Annotated in this window: 14 protein-coding genes and 2 tRNA genes; 4 read left to right on the top strand and 12 right to left on the bottom strand. The window is 59.6% G+C overall.

The window, feature by feature from the left end:
* Positions 1-518: 518 nt before the first annotated feature.
* Complete coding sequence (locus NB231_RS16320) at positions 519-1,142, top strand: tyrosine-type recombinase/integrase (RefSeq protein ID WP_005005113.1); 624 nt, start codon at positions 519-521, stop codon at positions 1,140-1,142.
* Positions 1,143-1,236: 94 nt separating this feature from the next.
* Here NB231_RS16320 and NB231_RS16315 read toward each other — a convergent pair whose 3' ends face one another.
* The gene (locus tag NB231_RS16315; protein ID WP_005005112.1) at positions 1,237-1,836 is read right to left on the bottom strand and encodes a transposase; all 600 of its coding nucleotides are present in this window, start codon (positions 1,834-1,836) and stop codon (positions 1,237-1,239) included.
* Between the two features lie 18 nt (positions 1,837-1,854).
* On the opposite strand from NB231_RS16315, the gene NB231_RS16310 reads away from it, so the two are divergent.
* Positions 1,855-2,118: a hypothetical protein gene (locus NB231_RS16310; RefSeq protein WP_005005111.1), complete on the top strand. Its 264-nt coding sequence runs from the start codon at positions 1,855-1,857 to the stop codon at positions 2,116-2,118.
* A gap of 288 nt (positions 2,119-2,406) precedes the next feature.
* On the opposite strand, the gene NB231_RS16305 is transcribed toward NB231_RS16310, so the two are convergent.
* The 9 genes from NB231_RS16305 to NB231_RS16265 all read right to left on the bottom strand — a co-directional run bounded on the left by NB231_RS16305 (position 2,407) and on the right by NB231_RS16265 (position 9,608).
* Positions 2,407-2,483 (bottom strand) — tRNA-Met (locus NB231_RS16305).
* 129 nt (positions 2,484-2,612) lie between these two features.
* The gene (ychF, locus tag NB231_RS16300; protein WP_005005104.1) at positions 2,613-3,704 is read right to left on the bottom strand and encodes a redox-regulated ATPase YchF; all 1,092 of its coding nucleotides are present in this window, start codon (positions 3,702-3,704) and stop codon (positions 2,613-2,615) included.
* Positions 3,705-3,722: 18 nt separating this feature from the next.
* Positions 3,723-4,331: an aminoacyl-tRNA hydrolase gene (pth, locus tag NB231_RS16295; protein ID WP_005005103.1), complete on the bottom strand. Its 609-nt coding sequence runs from the start codon at positions 4,329-4,331 to the stop codon at positions 3,723-3,725.
* A gap of 33 nt (positions 4,332-4,364) precedes the next feature.
* Positions 4,365-5,066: a 50S ribosomal protein L25/general stress protein Ctc gene (locus NB231_RS16290; RefSeq protein WP_005005101.1), complete on the bottom strand. Its 702-nt coding sequence runs from the start codon at positions 5,064-5,066 to the stop codon at positions 4,365-4,367.
* A gap of 154 nt (positions 5,067-5,220) precedes the next feature.
* Positions 5,221-6,159 carry a ribose-phosphate diphosphokinase gene (locus NB231_RS16285; RefSeq protein ID WP_005005099.1) on the bottom strand — a complete coding sequence of 313 codons (939 nt, stop codon included), beginning with the start codon at positions 6,157-6,159 and terminating at the stop codon, positions 5,221-5,223.
* 68 nt (positions 6,160-6,227) lie between these two features.
* Positions 6,228-6,302, bottom strand: a tRNA-Gln gene (locus NB231_RS16280).
* Positions 6,303-6,442: 140 nt separating this feature from the next.
* The gene (gene ispE, locus NB231_RS16275; protein ID WP_005005097.1) at positions 6,443-7,312 is read right to left on the bottom strand and encodes a 4-(cytidine 5'-diphospho)-2-C-methyl-D-erythritol kinase; all 870 of its coding nucleotides are present in this window, start codon (positions 7,310-7,312) and stop codon (positions 6,443-6,445) included.
* A complete protein-coding gene (gene lolB / locus NB231_RS16270) occupies positions 7,309-7,914 on the bottom strand; it encodes a lipoprotein insertase outer membrane protein LolB (RefSeq protein WP_005005095.1) in 606 nt (201 codons plus the stop codon). Before lolB ends, ispE begins: the two co-directional genes overlap by 4 nt.
* A complete protein-coding gene (locus NB231_RS16265; protein ID WP_005005094.1) occupies positions 7,914-9,608 on the bottom strand; it encodes a tetratricopeptide repeat protein in 1,695 nt (564 codons plus the stop codon). The genes lolB and NB231_RS16265 overlap by 1 nt, the downstream gene beginning before the upstream one ends.
* Positions 9,609-9,815: 207 nt before the next feature.
* Between NB231_RS16265 and hemA the strand changes: the two genes are divergently transcribed.
* Both hemA and prfA read left to right on the top strand, forming a co-directional pair.
* Complete coding sequence (gene hemA, locus NB231_RS16260) at positions 9,816-11,084, top strand: glutamyl-tRNA reductase (protein WP_005005092.1); 1,269 nt, start codon at positions 9,816-9,818, stop codon at positions 11,082-11,084.
* Entirely contained in the window at positions 11,081-12,169 is a 1,089-nt protein-coding gene (gene prfA / locus NB231_RS16255) for a peptide chain release factor 1 (protein ID WP_005005090.1), read from the top strand. Before hemA ends, prfA begins: the two co-directional genes overlap by 4 nt.
* Positions 12,170-12,418: 249 nt before the next feature.
* On the opposite strand, the gene dksA is transcribed toward prfA, so the two are convergent.
* Both dksA and NB231_RS16245 read right to left on the bottom strand, forming a co-directional pair.
* Positions 12,419-12,850 carry an RNA polymerase-binding protein DksA gene (dksA, locus tag NB231_RS16250; RefSeq protein WP_005005088.1) on the bottom strand — a complete coding sequence of 144 codons (432 nt, stop codon included), beginning with the start codon at positions 12,848-12,850 and terminating at the stop codon, positions 12,419-12,421.
* A gap of 238 nt (positions 12,851-13,088) precedes the next feature.
* Positions 13,089-14,162 (bottom strand): 3-deoxy-7-phosphoheptulonate synthase, encoded by a 1,074-nt coding sequence (locus NB231_RS16245; RefSeq protein ID WP_005005087.1) that lies wholly within the window; start codon positions 14,160-14,162, stop codon positions 13,089-13,091.
* Positions 14,163-14,373 lie beyond the last annotated feature (211 nt).

The following is a 14,373-nucleotide window of genomic DNA, read 5'->3' as shown; positions in this document are numbered from 1 at the left end:
ACCGCCAACCGGATGTCGAGTATCCGTGCCATATGCCTAAGGGTTTGTCGGCGGGTTCGTTTCGTCAGTGTAACCTGACAACGCCGAGGACGTGCCGCCTGCCAAACACGTAGACGACACCCATAGCCAACCCCGTTGATCGACGAGCACTTTGCTCCCATAGCGCATTGCGGCGTCCGACCCGGCAGCTCAGGTAGACCTTGGGCAGCTTAATCGGCTGATAGTCCGAAAAGAACATTCCAACAAGCATAAGAGCGGCTTCGGGTGCACGACGAGATAATCCATGAGGTCCCGACGCTCTTGGCTGCGCAGCAGGTTCTCCGCCCGGCAGATGAACTCCTGGTCTTCGGTAATGGCCGCCATAGCCTTGGTGGCTAATCCAATGGATTATTTCCTTGCCAGGCGGAATATCGACTGACCCGCTGTCGCCGACAAAATCACCAGCGCCACCAGCACGCGCGGGGTGTCCGCAGCCACTGGACAATCTGCTTTCCTCCCCGTTGATGAGGAATCAGACCATGTACGCGCATAGCAATGCTACGCCGGCGGTGCCGTGGAACAAGGGCAAAATCATTGGCCAGAAGCCGCCCCTGAAGGTGAGGGAGATCTGGGCGCTCCGCGCGCGCCTGCAACTGGCGCATCGAACTCGCGAGCTTGCGCTATTCAACCTGGCCATCGACAGCAAGCTCCGGGGCTGTGATCTGGCACGACTCCGCGTCCGCGATGTGCAGCGCGGCACGCAGGTCGCTCGGCGGGCAATCGTGATGCAGTCGAAGACGCAACGGCCGGTGCAGTTCGAACAGAGTGACCAGACGCGCGAGGCCGTCAGCGCCTGGATCGCTGAAGCACATTTGAGCGCGGATCGGTTCCTGTTCCCGAGTCGAATGACTCGCTCGCCTCACATCTCGATACGGCAGTATGCGAGACTCGTGGAGTCCTGGATGGCACAAATAGGGCTGGATCCGGCCGCATACGGCACGCACTCGTTACGCCGTACCAAGGCGACCCTGATCTACCGCCGAACGCGGAACCTCCGAGCCGTGCAACTCCTGCTTGGCCACACGAAGCTGGAGAGCACAATCCGGCATCTGGGGATCGAGGTTGATGACGCCCTCGAGATAGCTGAGCAGACGGAAGTCTAGCCGTCGGAGCCGGTGAGCACCGTCCCTGCGACGGTCGCTCACCGGCCAGAAGCAGCCGTTGAGAATTTGGCTCTTGTGACATGGTTTGAGCCAGTCATCCGGTCAGAGCGTACAGGCCGAGGGGGAGTTCGGGTGTGGCACACTGGCGGATTTTGAGTTTGAAGTACGCCGTATCGAGCAGGACGCGGGCGCGTTTTCGGATCAGCCCGATGGCCACGTTACCGCTCTCGAGCCGGGCGGTGGTGATCGGATGGTCGGCGTAGTTACAAATGCCGTCGCGGTGGCGGTGCAGCATCGCCGCAAAGCGCTTCATGGGCGTGAGTCCGGTGGTCTCGGCCAACGCGCACCACGCCTCCAAGCGCTGGCTCATCGTCGTGACGCTACCCGATTGCACCCAGAGTTGCTGGAGCTGCTCTTTGAGACTGTAGACAGCGGTGAGGTTTGCATTGGCCGCCAGCAGCTCCTCCAGGCGGGTGGTTTGCTTGTCATTCAAGCGCTCGGCGTTTTTGAGCAGCAAGTAGCGGCTGCCGGCCAACAGCCCCCTGTCGGCTTTATTGGCCCGCTTGAATTCCGAGCGCCGCACCGAGTCGATGGCCTTGGAATACTGCTGCACCACGTGGAAGCGATCGAAGACGATGGCGGCCGCGGGTAGGCCCTCGGCCACGGCTTGTGCGAAGGGCTGCCACATATCCATGGCCACCGCCTGGATGCCTTGGGCTACAAGCAGCTCCAACGCGTCGAGGAGGCCTGGCGGGCGCTCAAGAGCGGCCTGCGCATGCGCCCGGTCTCCCACTGGGCGGTCCACCGCATCCACGCTCAGGTGGCGCTGACAGTGCTGGCGTTGCGGCTCGAGCGAGCCGCGGAGCTGGCCTGCGCGGATACCTGGCGCAATATCCGCGATGATCTCAAGCAGATAAAACTCGCGCAATTGTCGAGCCCCAACGGCACCGTCTGGCAGGTCACAGAGCCTGCCTAAGCCGCCGCTAAGAGACTGAAAGCACTAAAGATCAAAGCCCCGGCACCGCTGCTCGACCTCGCCCGACGACCTGCGTACATGGGTGTTTTTAGCAGCGCCCATAAGCTATTGTTGTACCTATAAAATATGGGATCATGTGCGTAGGCACTGTCAAAGTCGGGCCATATGTACCGTCAATAATGGCGGTATTTTATAAAACGGTATGGGACTGTATAGGAGACAGTAGACATAAAAAACCCGCCCAGACAAGAGCCTTAGGACGGGTTAGCGCTTCATGAAACAGTGATTTGGTGGCTACGGGTGGATTCGAACCACCGACTCCCACATTATGAGTGTGGTGCTCTAACCAGCTGAGCTACGTAGCCATGTATTTCGGCAGGTAAACGAGGGATTCTCCGGATGACCCGTTGTGCTGTCAAGACTGACTTGCCCAGCCGCATTGTCGAGCACTGCGATGATTGCGCTGTCTTCGCCGAAGCGGTAACACTGGTGTATCAGACATTGAATCGGAAGTGAATGACATCGCCTTCCTGGACCAGATATTCCTTACCCTCTAGGCGCATCCGACCCGTCTCTTTGGCGCCTTGCTCACCTCTGCAACGGATGAAGTCGTCGAAGCCAATGACCTCGGCGCGGATAAAGCCGCGCTCGAAATCGGTATGGATGCGACCGGCCGCCTGTGGCGCGCTCGCCCCCGTTTTGACGGTCCAGGCCCGGACTTCCTTGGGACCGGCCGTAAAGAAGGTTTGCAACCCCAGGAGACGGTAACCCGCTCGGATGACGCGATCGAGCCCTGGCTCCTCAAGACCATATTCGGCCAAAAATCCCGCTCGCTCCCGATCATCGAGTTGGGCGAGTTCCGCCTCTATGGCGGCACAAACCGGCGTGACGGCGGCGTTCTCCTGCGCGGCGATGCGGCGCACGGCATCGAGACGAGGGTTATCGACGAAACCGTCCTCTGTGACGTTGGCGATGTACAACACCGGCTTGGCGGTCAGCAGGTGCAACTCTTGGAGCAGTGGCTGCACCGCCTCACCCAGGTTCTGAGCACGTACGGGCGTACCCTCATTCAAAGCTTCCGCAATTTGCCCGAGCCAGTCACGGTAGGCAATGGCCTGTTTATCATTGGCTTTAGCCCGGCGTTGGTAGCGATCGAGCGCCTTGGCTACGCTTTCCAAATCCGCCAGTATCAGCTCCGTCTGCAGGGTTTCGATGTCTGCGGCCGGATCGATCCGCCCGCAGACATGGTGTATATCCACATCCTCGAAGCAGCGCACAACGTGAGCAACGGCATCGGTCTCACGGATATGAGCGAGGAATCGATTACCGAGCCCTTCCCCTTTGGAGGCGCCTGCAACCAAGCCCGCGATATCGACGAACTCCATCACCGTCGGCACGATTTTCTGCGGCTGCACGATCTCGGCAAGTTGCGCCAGGCGCGGATCCGGCACCGGCACGGTGCCCACGTGCGGATCGATCGTGCAAAAAGGGTAATTCTCCGCCGCCACCTGGTTGCGGGTAAGCGCGTTGAACAAAGTCGACTTGCCGACGTTGGGCAGACCGACAATTCCGCAATTAAAGCCCATCTCGGCCTGCTCGCATAGCTAAGAAACCTTTGGCGTGTGCGCCACTGAATGCAGGCGCTGAAAGGCCCGCCCCCAATCGCCTTCCACCACCAGCGGCAGTATCCCGCAGGCGTCCGTGATCCCGGCCTCGATCGCCTCCTGCTCTTCCCGGCTGGGCGCCGACAGGACATAGCCGATCACATCGTCACGGTGTCCCGGATGCCCGACCCCGATCCGCAAACGGTTGAAATCCCGTGTTCCAAGCGCGTTGGCCGTATCCCGCAGTCCATTGTGGCCGCCGTGCCCACCACCTTGCTTCAAGCGTGTGACGCCGGGTAGCAGATCGATGTCATCGTAGGCGACCAAGATGCTCCGCGGCTCCAATCGGTAGTAACGCACGAACTGTCCGATCGCGAGGCCGCTGTGATTCATATAAGTCATCGGCTTGAGCAGATGGCACTCGATATTGCCGATGCGAACCCGGCCGACATCGCCTTGAAACTTCCGCTGCGTGCTAAATGACCCACCAAACCGCCGGAGTATTTCATCCAGTAGCCAAAAGCCTGCGTTATGACGGGTTCTGGAATAGCGCGGGCCCGGATTCCCCAGCCCGATGAGGAGCCTCACCCCGGGTTCGACATCTGCCACAACCGATGTTCTCTTCCGTCAACCTCGCAGTGGCTAGCCTTGCGTCTTCGCGCTCGACTGCTCGTCGACTTCCTCTTGGTCGGGCTCGGCCTCAGCCCCGATGGTCGGCACAGTGGCGGCTTGCTCACCCTCGCCAGGCTCTTCCTCGGTCGGCTTGCGCGGAGTGTAAATGCTGACCACACTAGTGTCGTGGTCCGGATCATCCCCAAGGGCCGTCAACACCACACCCTTCGGCAGCTTGAGATCGGAGAGATGATACGCCTCATCCAAGCCTAAGGTGGCAATATCGACTTCGATGTACGCCGGCAGATGTCTGGGAAGACATTCGATCTCGACGTCGAGAAGATCATGGTGCAAGGTACCGCCCTGTTTTACGCCCACCGCTTTTTCTTCGTTGATGAAGTGCAGCGGTACGCGCTGGCGTAGCTTTTGCCCTGCCGTAACGCGCTGCAGATCCATGTGCAAGACCACGAGCGGCTTGACGGGGTGGCGTTGCAGATCCTTCAGAATCGCACGCTCCGTAGTATCACCGATATTGACGTCGATGATCTGTGAGAAAAAAGTCTCGTCCCGCATCAGCCCCATGACCTGCTCTTCATCCAGCGCCAAGGCAATCGCGTCCTTTTTGGCCCCATAGAGAATGGCCGGCAATTTCTTCGCCCGGCGCAGGCGGCGGCTCGCACTTTTACCCTGATCCGTGCGCACTGCGGCATCCAGCTTTAGCTCCACGCTCATTTCTGTGTTTGCTCCTCACGGCGGTTCGCGCCTCCCCCGCGACCCGGTTTGGCGCCTCTGTCATTACCAACTCAATTCTGCAAAGATTTTATGCTTTATTTCTCAAATCGGCCCTTTCCGCGTGGTGCCCTAGCCGGTACGGTGAATAGTCGTCTTATTCCACGAACAGCTCACTGACCGACTCGTCGTTGTTCACCCGGCGCATAGTCTCGGCCAACATTTCGGCCAAGCTGAGCTGACGAATCTTACTACAGCTTTGCGCGCATTCGCCGAGCGGGATGCTATCCGTGACCACCAACTCATCCAAGGTCGATTCTGCAATCCGCCCAATTGCGGGGCCAGAGAGTACGGGGTGGGTGATGTATGCGACCACCTTACCCGCGCCCTTGCCTTTCAAGGCCTTAGCCGCCTCGCACAGCGTGCCGGCTGTGTCGACGATGTCATCAACGATAATGCAAGTTTTGTCGTGAACGTCTCCAATGATGTTGGTGACCTTGGATTCGTTCGGCCGCGGACGGCGCTTGTCGATGATGGCCAGATCGGCATCATCCAGGCGCTTGGCGATAGCCCGAGCCCGCACCACCCCGCCGACATCCGGCGAGACGACGATTTTGTTCGGATGAAGCTGACGCCAGATATCGCCGAGCAACACCGGCGAGGCGTAGACATTATCCACCGGAATATTGAAGAAGCCCTGAATCTGGTCGGCATGCAGATCGACGGTAACCACCCGATCGATCCCGGCGGCCGAAACCATATCCGCCACCAGCTTCGCCGAGATCGGCACACGCTGTGAACGCGGGCGCCGATCCTGGCGCGCATAGCCATAATAAGGGATAACCGCGGTGATCCGGGCGGCAGAGGAACGCCGCAAGGCATCCGCAATCACCAACAGTTCCATCAAATTGTCGTTGGTCGGGGCACAAATCGGCTGCACAACGAATACATCCCGACCACGGACGTGTTCGTTGATCTCGACTTGGACCTCACCGTCGCTAAAACGCGTAACCTGGGCATCGCCGAGCCGGATCTTGAGACTCTCAGCGATGGCTTCAGCGAGTTGCGGGTTGGCATTACCCGCAAAGACCATCATGCGTCCGTTCTCGATCACGGTAATCTATATCCGTCGCTGCTCAGGACACAGTGGACGTACCGGCGAAATGGCTGGGGTGGCAGGATTCGAACCTGCGAATGCGGGGATCAAAACCCCGTGCCTTACCGCTTGGCGACACCCCAGTTGCGTTGCGGCACGCCGAGGCCCTGCTGAACCAAATCGCGTCGGACTCGGCCCACGCCCCGAAATCCTCAGCTGAGCCCCCGCGTGCGACCCATTCCGAACCTACAATCTTCGGAATCCGTGAGCTTTTGCGAGGCAATCAACGCACCCGCGACGCGCTGCCTGACCGCGAGAGCCGGCGACGCCGCAACAGCGGTGAGCGATTACACCCTCGCACGACCCAGCCCCGCCACCGTCGCGGCAAGCACTCTAGCGCACCACGCGCCAGATGCTCCTGCGCGAAGGGAGCAAAGATGCACGCCCCTGTGCCCGTAAGGCGTGCTACACCGAACTGCTCTAACCAATCCAAAGCACGGCCGATTTCCGGATACAACCGCCGCACGATCGGTTCGCAATCGTTTCGAACCCCACCCGTGTAGAAGCTGCTTATTGTGATGCGCGGTGAATTACGTGTCAATTCGGGGGCCTGAAACACCCGCGCGGTAGCCACGGCGACGCCCGGATCGACAACCAAAAACCATGGTTCATCCAGACTCACCGGAATAAGCCGCTCGCCTATCCCTTCACCCCATGCGGCTCGACCGCGTACGAAGACAGGGACATCGGCACCGAGGCGCAGACCGAGACCAGCGAGTGCATCCTCGTCCAACCCAGTGTCCCAGATCTCGTTCAACGCCACCAGCGTGGTGGCGGCATCAGAACTGCCGCCACCCAGCCCGCCACCGGTAGGGAGTCGCTTATCGAGGCGAATCACGGCGCCGCAGGCACAGTCGGTGGCCTCCTGGAGCAATCGGGCGGCACGAACGCTGAGATCAGCCGCTTCACTCACGCCAGGCACATCGCCGACCCGACACACCCGTCCATCCGTCGTTCGGGTGAAATAAAGCCAATCGCTCATATCCAGAAACTGGAATAGGGTCTGTAATAGATGGTAGCCGTCATCCCGCCGACCGACGACATGCAAAAAGCGATTGATCTTCGCTGGCGCCGGCCATGCAGCCGAGTTCACGCGGAGAGCTCCCAATCTCGAATCACCAGATTCACCTCCACCTGATCGCGGGAGAGCTGCAGGGCAGTCGGCAGATCGACGCCTGAGAAATGGCCGTAATCACGGAACTCGATCCGCCAGCCTTGCTGCCTCAACGAGGCGAGCCGTCCTTGCCGATCCAGCGCACGCATCTCTACCGCTCCCGGTGCAAGGATCCCGCGCAGCCAGTAACGCAAAGCCGCCACCGGAAGATCATATCCCATATAGCGATTCAGCAGGTCCCGCGCCGATCGAGCCACCGCCGATACGCCGCGCGAAGTCTGCAATCGTACGCGCTGCGCATCACCCGTGAGCCGTGCCGAACCGGCGCCGAAAGGCGCAATGAGATCAATCCGATAGTGCCCGTCTAGCTCACGCCAGTACACTGCGACGCTCCCCCCGTCGCGGGCCGTACGAATGGCCGCTCGCCCTGCAAATGTCCAGTTGGAGAGGTTACTGATCCGGAGTTGGCGATTCGTAAACGCCGCCAGCCGAGCCGCCTCTGCCGCCTCTGGGGCGGGCGGCTGTACCGCGCAACCGGCCAGAACGAACCCGATGAAACAGATGCCGACCAGCCGCCGCATTATTGAGTCAGACGCTTTATTGTACTATTGAGCAGCGTGTTGTCCGAATGCGCCTGCAGCGCCTGTTGCCAAATGCGGCGCGCCTGGGCATGGCGCCCGAGCTTCCAGAGAACCTCGCCGTAATGCGCGCCGATCTCCGGGTCATTAGCCAACTCCCAGGCGGTACTGAGGTAGTTCAGCGCCGCATGCAATCGCCCTTGACGATAAGCGAGCCAGCCCATGCTATCGATGACGGCCGGATCATGTGGGCGTTGCGCATAGGCACGCGCCACCAGATGTGCGGCTTCCTGCAGGCGATCAGTGTGGTCCGCCAGAGTATAGCCAAGCGCATTCAGAACGTGGGGGTCGTTCGGATCTTTAGCCAAAATAGCCCGCAGATCACGCTCGGCTGCCGCCACACGTTCCATCTCGATGAGCGTCATTGCGCGCCCATAGAGCAGATCTTTGTCGTTCGGGAAAGCAGCCAGCCCAGTATCATACGCTTTGAGGCTGGCCTGCATCCGCCCCAGCGTGCGCATGATCTCACCTTCAACGCCATAGCTTCGTGCAGCCAACTGTGAGTCTTGTCCGCGCAACGCTACGAGATGCGCACGCGCCTGATCCAGCTGCCCTCCGCTCGCCAGCACGGCCGCGATCCGCAACCGAGCGTCGTCACGATAGGCGCCACGGGTTCGCCTGTAATAGCCGATGGCGGTCTGGTAGTGCTTCTCCTGCTCGGCGACACGTCCTAAAAAATAATGCGCCGCATCGGTGCGCTCGCCTAACGCCAGTAGCCGTTGCAGCCAAGTCCTCGCTTGAGCGTTGAATTGCGCATCGATGGCGAGCAGCGCGGCGGGATAGAGCGCCCGGGCATCGTCCGGGTGGCGCTGTAGCAGTTTGCGGAACTCAGCAAGCGCCTCACGGGTGCGTGACAAGCTGATCAGAGTATGGGCGTAGCGCAGTCGTAAATCGTAGTCCTGCGGGCTGCTGCGCAGCAAACTACTGAGATCATCGAGCGCCTCCTGAGGGCGCTCGAGCCTGAGATAGGTCTCCACTCTGAGCAAATACGCTGCACGCCACTGCGGCGACAGTGCAAGCGCCTCGTTCAATGCGGTGAGCGCAACAGCGGGCTGTTGCGATTGCAATGCCACTTGCGCCACCGCATAGTACGAGGCCCGATTTTTGGGGTACTTCTCGGCGACCCGCTGCATAACTTGCAACGCGGCCGGGTTGTCGGCTTCCTGAGAGAGGATAGCCGATAGGCTCTCCAGCCCCTGCGCCGCCCCCCCAGGTGCCATCTGCACGGTAGCTGCAAGAGCCGTCACGGCTTTATCCACCTCGCTGCGGCGCACGCTCAGCAGACCCACAGTCTGCCGCGCCTCGAGGGAGTTGGGCAGCAACCCGTGCCAGCGATCAGCCGCTGCCAGCGCCAGCCCTTCACGTTTGGCCAGTAAAGCGATTCGGGTGGCGCGCTCCGCCACGGCTGGGTCGGAGCTGAGCCGGGCCGCCGCCAAGTAATCGCTCGCCGCCCGACCCAGATCACCGCGACTGCCGGCCAGTTCAGCCACCATAAGATGGTACAGCAAGTCGGCTTTGGCCTCTGAAGCCTGATCGGCCCCTGCCCCCGAGGCCTCTTGGCGCTTTAGTTGCGGTCCCTGCGACGCCGTACAACCGCCCAACAGCAGTAACAATAGGAAAACGAGACAACGATGCATGGGTTTCCTCTTGAGGCCGCCTCCAAGGCGCTGCGCAATCGCAAAAGCTTGTTATGATAACTGTATCGTAAGACCTACTACGAGCGGCGGTCCGTGCCCAAATCGACTATAAATGCCACTTGCCAGCGCGGCGATGCCGCGGCGCTTGTATTCGAACGGCATACGCCTACAATTCACGGTTTGCCTTCCGCCCAGTATCCCATGCCCATGGTAACCCTTGGACTGAGCCACAAGAGCGCCCCTGTTGAGATCCGCGAACGGATCGTCTTTCCTCTGGAGTGCCTCGAGGAAGCGGTCTGCAATTTGGTGGAGCGCCCGGGAGTCGACGAGGCTGTCCTCTTGTCGACCTGCAACCGTACGGAACTCTATGCCGTCTTGGCGCCGGAGGCCACGCCGGATATCTTACAACGCTGGCTGGAGCACACTCATCGCCTGAGTCCAGGCTGGCTGGCGCAGTATTTGTATTTGCTCAACGGCGAAGCCGCTGTGCGGCATTTGCTCACCGTCGCCTCAGGGCTCGACTCACTCGTGCTCGGCGAGCCGCAGATCCTTGGCCAAACCAAGTGCGCCTATCAAGCGGCGCTGCGCTGCGGTACCGTACGCTATACGCTGGATCGTCTGTTTCAGTACGCGTTCTCCGTAGCCAAACAAGTGCGCAGTGAAACCGAGATCGGCGCCCACCCGGTTTCCGTGGCATTCGCCGCCGTCAGCCTGGCAAGCCAAATTTTCGGCGACCTAGACCGGCAGACGGCCCTGCTGATCGGTGCGGGTGATACAATCGAGCTGACCGCCCGTCACTTGCGGGAGCATCGCATCGCCCGGCTCATCATAGCCAACCGCAGCCTGGAACGCGCCCGCAAGCTCGCCGAGCAATACCAGGGGGAGGCGATCTCTCTAGCCGATATCCCGCATGTGCTCAAGGAAACGGACATCATAGTATCTTCCACGGCCAGTACATTGCCGATTCTCGGTAAGGGCAGCGTGGAAAGCGCGCTTAAGCGGCGCAAGCACCGGCCCATGTTCATGGTAGACATTGCAGTACCACGTGACATTGAACCGGAAGTCGGCGCGCTCGCGGATGTCTACCTCTATACGATCGACGACCTGCGCGAAGTGATCGATGATAGCTTGCGTTCGCGCCGTGAGGCAGCCCGGCAAGCCGATTTGATCATTGCTGATCAAGTCGAGCGCTTCATGAGCTGGATGCGCTCGCTGCAAGCCGTATCACCGATCCGCTGTTACCGCCACCGCGCCGAACGCCTGCGTGAGGAGGTTCTGCAACGCGCGCGACGGCGCCTGAGCCGCGGTGATGACCCGGCCTTAGTGCTCGAATATTTATCTCACACGTTGACTAAGAAGTTGATCCACGAGCCGACGGTAGGCCTGCGTGAGGCGGCGCGCAGCGGCGACCCCGAGATGATTCGCACCAGCCATCGCCTGCTGGGCTTGCACACAGATGAAGACGAAGTATCGTGAAGGGCTTGCTACGCCAAAGACTGGAACAACTCGGTGAGCGCTATGAGGAGATTGAAGCGTTGCTCGCCGATCCGACAGTGATCGGCGAGCAGAAACAATTCACAGCGCTATCCCAAGAGTATGCCCGCCTCCACCCTGTGGTACAGGCGTTGTCTAAGTACCAGGAAATGGAACAGGTGCTCACTTCCACACGCGCCCTCAGTGAGGATCCCGACCCGGAGATTCGCGCGTTGGCAAAAGATGAGATCCGTGCGGCCCAATTGCAGCTGGAGGAGTTGGGCCAACAGCTACAATGGTTAATGCTGCCGCAGGACCCCGATGATGAAAAAGGCATTTTTCTTGAGATTCGCGCCGGCACCGGAGGTGATGAGGCCGCGCTGTTCGCCGGCGATTTATTCCGCATGTATGCCCGCTACGCCGAACGCCGGCGCTGGCGTCTCGAGATCATCAACGAAGCCCCCGGAGAGCACGGCGGCTATAAGGAGATTATCAGTCGCGTGGAGGGGGCAGGCGTCTACTCACGACTGAAATTCGAATCCGGGGCTCACCGGGTGCAACGTGTACCGACAACGGAGTCCCAAGGGCGCATCCATACCTCGGCGTGCACGGTGGCCGTCCTTCCCGAACCCGAACAGATCGAGGAAATCGAAACCGCAACCGCCGAGCTCAGAGTGGATACGTTTCGCGCTTCGGGTGCAGGGGGGCAGCACGTCAACAAAACCGACTCGGCTATTCGTATCACCCATCTACCAACGGGCCTCGTTGTCGAATGCCAAGACGAGCGCTCTCAGCATAAGAATCGGGCAAAAGCTATGGGATTGCTGCAGGCAAAACTTACCGCTCGTGAGCGTGAGCGACAGCAACAGGAGCAAAGCGCTACTCGCCGATCACTGGTGGGTAGCGGTGATCGATCCGAGCGCATTCGCACATATAACTTTCCGCAAAGCCGCGTCACTGAGCACCGCGTCGGTCTCACGCTGTATAAACTCGATGAAATACTGGAAGGCGATCTCGACCCGATCATCGATCCGCTGATCAGCTCGCATCGCGCCGATCAACTAGCGGCATTAGCGGAAGAAAATTGACGATGAACACTCTGAACCGCTGGCAAAGTCCCGCCGGTGCTCTTCTCCTCTTCCCCGTAAGAGAGGAGCCGAATTATCTGTCCGTGGCAAATCGGCAACGCCAAAATTTACTCACTGAACAGTGTGTACGGCGCGTCCCTTCAAGCTGGTTTGGCGGCTGAGGCACCACTGATCTCCCGCCAAGGGCCCGCCGGGGGGATGGACCCTTGGCCACGACCGCCACCATTGGCTCGCGCCCATAGCCGTTTTTCAAGCCACCCGCTGCTTTTCTCGGATTTCCTCCAGGGTTTTGCAGTCGATGCATAAGGTGGCTGTTGGACGAGCCTCCAACCGGCGCAGACCGATCTCCACACCGCATTGATCGCAAAAACCGTAATCGTCCTTGCGAATTCGCTCAAGTGTCTCGTCGATCTTGCGAATCAGCTTACGCTCTCGATCGCGGGTGCGCAGCTCCAGGGCAAACTCCTCTTCCTGAGTCGCGCGATCGGAGGGATCCGCATAATTGTTCGCATCGTCGCGCATATGGCTGACGGTACGCTCGACCTCTTCCTGAAGCTGTTGTTTCCATGCCAGAAGCAGCTGCTGAAAATGCTCCAGCTGCTCCTCGTTCATGTACTCTTCGCCTTCTTGTGGCCGGTAGGGCTCGAAGCCTTTGACCGGCAAAGCGTGTTTGTCAGCCATGTTCTATCCTCCACATTATCGCCACGGCGGTGGCTCGGCGTACTCGATCGCCCCCCGCCGGCTCCGTAGCCGCCTTCCCCTGAGGGCTGGGTCGACACAACCGCCACCACCCCGACGAGTTCTGCATCTTAACTCGGCCAATCGCCCCAAACATGTAATACGGCACAAATGGCTTCATCATGTGGCTGCATTCGCTATCAAATAATGTTGAAGACCCGATTAAACCACAAAGGTTCCCCTAAATCGTCCGCCCAGGCAAGGCATCGCGCAGCCGCTCCGCCGCTTCACACAAGATGCGCTCGGTGGTCGGCCAATCGATGCAAGGATCGGTGACAGAAACGCCGTAGCGCAGCGCTTCCGGAGCGTCGGCGCTCAACTTTTGGTTTCCCCAGTCGAGGTTGCTCTCCAGCATCATTCCGATGATCGACTTATTGCCCTCCAAAATCTGCGTTATCAAATTATCCAGCACCAGTGGCTGCAACGCAGGATCTTTATTAGAGTTCGAGTGACTGCAATCCACCATCAGCCTACTGCGCAACCCGGCCTCCGCAAGCTCCTTCTCGCACAGAGCGATACTGACCGAGTCGTAGTTCGGCTGATTACCACCGCGCAGCACGACGTGGCCGTCACGGTTACCGCGAGTTCGGATCACCGCGCACTGCCCCATCTGATTGATACCCAAAAAACTGTGTGGTGCCGCAGCCGAGCGCAAGGCATTTATAGCCACGGCTAAACTGCCATCGGTGCCGTTTTTGAAGCCGACCGCGGTGGACAGTCCGCTCGCCATCTCCCGATGGGTTTGGGATTCGGTGGTCCGTGCACCGACGGCGGTCCAACTAATCAAATCACCCAAATATTGCGGGGTGATCGGGTCTAACGCCTCGGTTCCCGCCGGCAATCCGATCTCGGCCAAGTGCAGCAACAAAGCACGGGCCCGACGCAATCCCTCCTCGATGTGGAAAGAATCGTCCAGATAGGGATCATTGATCAATCCCTTCCAACCTACGGTGGTGCGCGGTTTCTCGAAATAAACCCGCATGGCGAGGAATAGACTGTCAGCCACCCGGTCGTGCAGCTCCTTGAGTTTCTCCGCGTACTCATTGGCAGCCACGGCATCATGGATCGAGCACGGCCCGACTATTACGAGCAGTCGATGATCAGTGCCATCCAGGATATTCTTTACGACCTGGCGCCCCTGCACTACGGTGGCACGCGCCTGTTCTGTGAGCGGCAGCTTCGATTTCACCTGCACCGGTGTTGGCAAAAGCTCCTGGGCAAGCACATTGATATTGTCAACGCTGATGTCCGTCATACGGCACTCTATTGGCTTTAGCTATTTAATATGAAATTTTGAGAACTTAAGGATTCGCTCGATGCTTGCACGCCGGTTAACTTACAATTAGGGCTCATTGCTATCGGATAACCTGGCCTTCGCTCGAATTCCCGCCTGAACTCGCAACTGGAGTTTAACTGTTCCACAAAGCCGCCTGCCACAGGTTGGCCCGAGCATCGCGCCTATTAAC

It is taken from the genome of Nitrococcus mobilis Nb-231, from assembly GCF_000153205.1.
GTDB lineage: Bacteria > Pseudomonadota > Gammaproteobacteria > Nitrococcales > Nitrococcaceae > Nitrococcus > Nitrococcus mobilis.
This window is presented reverse-complemented; position numbering and strand designations above follow the sequence as displayed.